The sequence below is a fragment of the Diaphorobacter ruginosibacter genome, assembly GCF_040396215.1.
GTDB classification, from domain to species: domain Bacteria; phylum Pseudomonadota; class Gammaproteobacteria; order Burkholderiales; family Burkholderiaceae_C; genus Diaphorobacter_A; species Diaphorobacter_A ruginosibacter_A.
Genome location: NZ_JBEBOW010000174.1, coordinates 1 through 5,914, shown reverse-complemented (window position 1 = coordinate 5,914; position 5,914 = coordinate 1). Strand labels below are relative to the sequence as shown.

The window sequence follows — 5,914 nt, the reverse complement described above, 5'->3', positions numbered from 1 at the left end:
CCGGGGAGTGGCGGCAGATGGACAAGCTACAGGCAATGCATGTTTTCCAGTCCGTGGTGGACGAGGGCGGCTTTGCCGCCGCCGGGCGGGCGCTGGACATGTCGCCGGCGGGGGTGACGCGCTACGTGTCGGAGCTGGAGAGCCATGTGGGCGCCCGGCTGCTGCAGCGGACCACGCGCAAACTGTCGTTGACCGAAGCGGGCGAGGCCTATCTGGCGCGCGTGCGCCACATCCTCAACGACGTGGAAGATGCGCGGGTGGCGGCGCAGGCGCACACCGTGGAGATCGCCGGGGTGCTGCACGTGGCGGCCTCCCCGATGCTGGCCACCCATGTGCTGGCGCCGGCGATCCGCGGATTCCGCGAGCTATACCCGCAGGTGACGTTCGACATTTCCGTGGAGGCGGCCGGCACCAGCGTGCTCAACGACTTCGACATCAAGCTGCTGAGCGCGCCCGCTGGCTACAACGCCAACGTGATCGCCCGCCCCATCATCACCACGGTCGGCGTGCTGTGCGCATCGCCGGACTATCTGGAGGCGCATCCCGCGCCGCAGACGCCCGATGATCTGCAGAACCACGATTGCCTGCAGTTCAAGCATCCGGATTGGCGCAGCGGCGGGGTGGTGCTGACGAATCCCGATGCCGACGGGCTGACGGTCGAGGTGCGGGTGCGCCCGGTCTGCCAGATCAACTATGTCGATACGATTTTGCGCGCGGTGCTGGATGGCGCGGGCATCACGTCGCTGCCCATGGAACTGGCGGCGCCGTATCTCAACAGTGGCGCTCTGGTGCGCGTGCTCCCCGCGTGGACGACGAGCCAGCTCACGCTGTATGCGGCGTTGCCGAGCCGCAAGTTCCTGCCGGCGCGCACGCAGGCGTTTCTTGAATACCTCACGGAGCGCACGCGCCGTTCGGTTCACGAGGCCATGACCGGCGCCACGCAGCCGGCACGCGTGTCGTGACACGCCATGTTTTTTCATCCGCGGCGATGCTCTTTCAGCGCGCGGGCTCCGGCGAGGCTGTCTGCTGGAAGCCATTTTGCCGCCACGCCTCGAACACGGTGACCGCCACGGCGTTGGAGAGGTTCAGGCTGCGCTGATCGGGCAGCATGGGAAGGCGCAGGCGTTGTGCGGGGTCGAACGAATCGCGCAACGGCGGGGGCAGGCCGCGCGACTCGGAGCCGAAGATGAACCAGTCGCCGGGCTGGAAGGCGGTCTCGAACACGGATCGGCTTGCGCGCGTCGTCATGGCGAACATGCGCGAGAGGTCGGGCGTTTCGTCGCGCAGCAAGGCAGTCCATCCCTCGTGACGGCGCACCTCCGCGTATTCGTGATAGTCCAGGCCCGCGCGGCGCATGTAGCGGTCTTCCATCGAGAACCCGAGCGGCTCCACCAGATGAAGCGTGCAGCCCGTGTTCGCCGCCAGGCGGATGACGTTGCCGGTGTTGGGCGGAATTTCGGGCTCGACGAGGACGATATGAAACATGGCCCGTATTGTCGCCGTCTTCGGGCCTGCCGGGGTCTCATTGCGTGCGCGCCAGCACCAGGGCGCGCACGGCACCCGCGCCGGCGGCGCGCAAGGCATGCGCGGCCGATTGCAGCGTGGCTCCGGTGGTCATCACGTCGTCGATCAGCAGCACGTTCTTTCCTGCGAGCAATGGCTGCTGGCGAGGATCGACCAGGAATGCCGAGCGCAGGTTGCGCAGGCGTTCCTTGCGGGCAAGCCCGCGCTGCGGCGGGGCGTGTCGCGTGCGGACCAGCAGCCGCGCATGCAAGGCGTGCGGCGGCGCGAGATGCCGCGCGAGCAGCAGCGCCTGATTGAATCCGCGTTCGGCCAGGCGTTCGCGCGAAAGCGCGATGGGCAGCACCAGATCCGCATCAGCGAGCAATTGCCTGGCGGACGGGTCTTGCAGCATGAGCCGGGCAAGCGGCGCGCTCCAGCCGGGATCGGCCGTGAATTTGAACTGCGCGATCACGCCTGCCCATGGATAGGCATAGTCGAGGACGGCCACGCACCTGTCGAGCGCGGGCGGGCGCAGCACGCATTCGCCGCACTGCGCGATGCCCGGGGCAATGGGCATCGCGCACGTCATGCAGCGATGGCGCTGGACGGCAAAGCGCGCCACGCAGTCCGCGCAAATGCGCGCTGCGGGCCAGGCGCGGCAGACCGCGCACTGGCTCGGCACATATCGCCGCAAGGCCGCCGCCACATGGGCGATGCGCCGGGAAATCCCTCTCATGACCGTGATTTGCATGTTCTCCCTACAATCCGTCACTCCCCATGTCTGAACAACTGCCACCCACTATCGATCCTGTTGCCGCGCAGCGCTGGCACGCGCGCGCGGCGGATACCTCGCCCTGGCTGCACGAAGAAGTCGCGCGGCGCATGCAGGAGCGTCTGCAATGGATCCGTGAGAAGCCCGCGAACTGGTGCGACTGGGATCCGCTTCGCGGCGGCATCGAGGGCCATGCGCTGGTGCAGGAGCAATTCGCCCAGGCAGCTTGCAGAATCAACGAAACCTCGTCTGCCAAGGGTCGCCAGCGCGCGCAGGAGCTGTTCGCCAAGCCTTGGTGGAGCCCGGGCCGCTGGTCCGGCCCCACGCAGCAATTCGGCAGTCCCGAGGATGCCAGCGCGCAGATGTTGTGGGCCAACATGGCGCTGCACACTGCTGCGAATCCTCAAGCTCTGATCGCGCAATGGCACCGTTCGCTGGCGGTGGGCGGATATGTGATGTTCTCCTGCCTCGGCCCGGACACGGTGCGGGAAATCCATGCCTTGTATGCCGAGCAGGGCTGGCCGGTGCCGGGCCATTCCATGACCGACATGCACGATTGGGGCGATATGCTGGTGCATGCGGGATTCGCGGAGCCCGTCATGGACATGGAGCGCATCACGCTCACGTTCGCATCCGCCGAGCGGCTGCTGCAGGAGCTGCGCGAACTGGGCCGCAACCTGCATCCCGGGCGCTTCGCCTCATTGCGCGGGCGTGGATTCCGGCAGCGGCTGGAGGGCGCGCTGCAGGATCGCCTGGCAAGCGCGGAGCAGGGCGGCCAATTGGCGCTGACCTTCGAAATCATCTACGGCCATGCCTTCAAACCGCAGCCCAGCGTGAAGGTGGAGGCCAGCAGCGCCGTATCGCTCGACGACATGCGCACGATGTTGCGTAAAGGCCGCCAGTGAACGGGTAATGGTTCTGCCAAAGCCTGTGCGTCAATGATTTTTATCAATGCACGCTACAATTCTTGAGCGCTAGAAATTCGGAACTTTTTGCAGATGGAGCGATCTTTGCGCTCCGTCAAGCATTACTTGATGATAGTCAAGATTTGGTTCGGGCGTGCCAATTTGTCTCGGGACTAATGCGGATTGCCGGAGTCTTGCGGGCTGGGCATGCTCTAGATATTGAATGGTTTCAAGAGGGGGAAATCAAACTTCTGGTTGATTGGCCCCGGTGATGGATTGTGGAGACAACAGGCTGATGGATAACAGCCTGGATTTGATGGAAACCGGGTTCATGTGGACTCCGGACTCGGGATGGACGGCGCTCTTGCCGCGGCAAGGCGCCCCGATGTTCCGAGGGAGTGGGATTCGCATGGCTTTTGCTGAGGTCCGACCCACGCGGGCGCAGCAAGGGATTGGTCAAATTAAGGCTTAGAAGTAAGTGAGAACTATGAAGAGCATTTCCAAGAAGCTGGCTTCTATGCTGCTGGTGGCCGGGGCGTGGTTGGGCACCACAGCCCACGCGGTTCAGGATCTTCCCGGTGGCCCGTCGGTCAGGCAGCTCAATCTTGCGCCACCTGTCACGCGCATTGCCGAAGAGCAGCATTTCCTCCATTGGATGATGTTGATCATCTGCACGGTGATCTTCATCGGTGTTTTCGCCGTGATGTTCTATTCCATCTGGAAGCACCGCAAATCCCGGGGCGCCAAGGCCGCGAATTTTCACGAGTCCGTCACCGTCGAAGTGGTCTGGACCGTCATCCCGTTCATCATCGTGATCATGATGGCGCTGCCCGCCACCAGGGTGCTGGTGGCCCAGAAGGACACCACCAACGCCGATCTCACGGTGAAGGTGACCGGCTATCAATGGAAGTGGGGCTACGACTATCTCACCGGCGAAGGCGAGGGGCTGTCGTACATCTCCACGCTGGATACGGCCCAGCGCCAGATGTCCAGCAGCGGCGACGTGAGCCAGGCGCCCAAGGACTACCTGTTCAGGGTGGACTACCCGCTGGTGGTGCCGGTCAACAAGAAGGTGCGCGTGATCACCACGGCGCAGGACGTGATCCACTCCTTCATGGTTCCCGCGTTCGGCATCAAGCAGGACGCCATTCCTGGTTTTGTCCGCGACACCTGGTTCCGCGCGGAAAAAGTGGGTGATTACTACGGCCAGTGCGCCGAGCTGTGCGGCAAGGAGCATGCCTACATGCCCATCCACGTGAGGGTGCTGTCCGCCAATGACTACTCACAATGGGTGGAGGAAGAAAAGAAGAAGGCCGCGGCCAGGCAGGATGATCCCAACAAGGTCTGGGCGCAGGCCGATCTGATCGCGCGCGGCGAGAAAGTCTATGCTGCCAACTGCGCGGCCTGCCACCAGGCCAACGGCAAGGGCGCTGGCCCGATCAAGCCGCTCGACGGAAGCCCGGTGGTGAACGGCCCGGCTGCCGACATGATGCACGCCGTGCTGGAAGGCCGCGCCAACGGCGCGATGCCTTCATGGAAACAATTGAGCGACACCGACCTGGCGGCCGTGGTGACGTTCGCAAAGAACCACTGGAGCAACAAGACCGGCCAGCTGGTGCAGCCCGCCCAGTTCGTCGTGGCCCGCGGCGGCAAGTTCCCCGAAGGGGGCGCGGGGGCTGCGGCTGCCCCGGCTCCCGCCGCCGCACCGGCAAGCGCGGACGCCGCTTCGCAGTCGGCCCAGGCCGAAGGGCCGTTCCAGGTCTTCTTTGAAACGGGCAAGAGCGAACTCGGCCCCGAAGCGCTGGCGCAGGCCAGGCGTGCGGCGCAATACTGGAGCGCGCACAAGGAGGGCAAGATCGCCCTGTCCGGCTTCGTCGATTCGACGGGCTCCGCCGACGTGAATGCCGAGCTCGCCAAGAAGCGCGCGCAGGCCGTCGCCAAGGTGCTCACGGACAACGGCGTGGCCGCCGATCGCATCGAGCTGCGCAAGCCCGAAACCGTGACCGCAGGCGCCGGAGATGACCGCCAGGCCCGCCGCGTCGACGTCGTCGCCGCACAATGACGAGTCCGGCACAGAAGACCGATTGGAGATAACACATGAGCGCAGTACTGGACAACCACGGCCACGCGGGCGATCACGGGCATGACGATCACCACCACGGCGCGCCGCATGGATGGCGCCGCTGGGTGTTCGCCACCAACCACAAGGACATCGGTACGCTGTACCTGCTGTTCTCGTTCACCATGCTGATGGTGGGCGGCATCCTGGCGATGCTGATTCGCGCCGAGCTGTTCAAGCCCGGCCTGCAACTGGTCAATCCCGAGCTGTTCAACCAGCTCACCACCATGCACGGCCTGATCATGGTGTTTGGCGCGATCATGCCCGCCTTCGTGGGCTATGCGAACTGGATGATTCCGCTGCAGATCGGCGCATCCGACATGGCCTTCGCGCGCATGAACAACTTCAGCTTCTGGCTGCTGATCCCGGCGGCCATCATGCTGGTGGGCTCGTTCTTCATGCCCGGCGGCGCGCCGGCTGCCGGCTGGACGCTGTATGCGCCGCTCACGCTGCAGATGGGCCCGTCGATGGATGCCGGCATCTTCGCCATGCACATCATGGGCGCATCGTCCATCATGGGCGCGATCAACATCATCGTGACCATCCTGAACATGCGCGCGCCCGGCATGACGCTGATGAAGATGCCCATGTTCTGCTGGACCTGGCTGATCACCG

The 5,914-nt window shown here is 64.7% G+C and carries 6 protein-coding genes; 4 read left to right on the top strand and 2 right to left on the bottom strand.

Annotated elements, in window-relative coordinates; translation table 11 throughout:
* A partial coding sequence (locus ABWP92_RS15955) for a LysR family transcriptional regulator (RefSeq protein ID WP_353236390.1) occupies nucleotides 1-962 on the top strand: 962 nt, incomplete at its 5' end.
* Between the two features lie 34 nt (nucleotides 963-996).
* Here the strand turns inward: ABWP92_RS15955 and ABWP92_RS15950 are convergent.
* Nucleotides 997-1,485 (bottom strand): tRNA (cytidine(34)-2'-O)-methyltransferase, encoded by a 489-nt coding sequence (locus tag ABWP92_RS15950; protein WP_353236389.1) that lies wholly within the window; start codon nucleotides 1,483-1,485, stop codon nucleotides 997-999.
* 37 nt (nucleotides 1,486-1,522) lie between these two features.
* Complete coding sequence (locus tag ABWP92_RS15945; protein ID WP_353236388.1) at nucleotides 1,523-2,239, bottom strand: phosphoribosyltransferase family protein; 717 nt, start codon at nucleotides 2,237-2,239, stop codon at nucleotides 1,523-1,525.
* Nucleotides 2,240-2,280: 41 nt separating this feature from the next.
* On the opposite strand from ABWP92_RS15945, the gene ABWP92_RS15940 reads away from it, so the two are divergent.
* The 3 genes from ABWP92_RS15940 to ABWP92_RS15930 form a co-directional block, all read left to right on the top strand.
* Entirely contained in the window at nucleotides 2,281-3,180 is a 900-nt protein-coding gene (locus tag ABWP92_RS15940; protein WP_353236387.1) for a class I SAM-dependent methyltransferase, read from the top strand.
* Nucleotides 3,181-3,667: 487 nt separating this feature from the next.
* Nucleotides 3,668-5,242 carry a cytochrome c oxidase subunit II gene (gene coxB / locus ABWP92_RS15935; protein WP_353236386.1) on the top strand — a complete coding sequence of 525 codons (1,575 nt, stop codon included), beginning with the start codon at nucleotides 3,668-3,670 and terminating at the stop codon, nucleotides 5,240-5,242.
* A gap of 35 nt (nucleotides 5,243-5,277) precedes the next feature.
* Nucleotides 5,278-5,914: cbb3-type cytochrome c oxidase subunit I (locus ABWP92_RS15930; RefSeq protein WP_353236385.1), on the top strand; the 637-nt coding region annotated here is incomplete at its 3' end.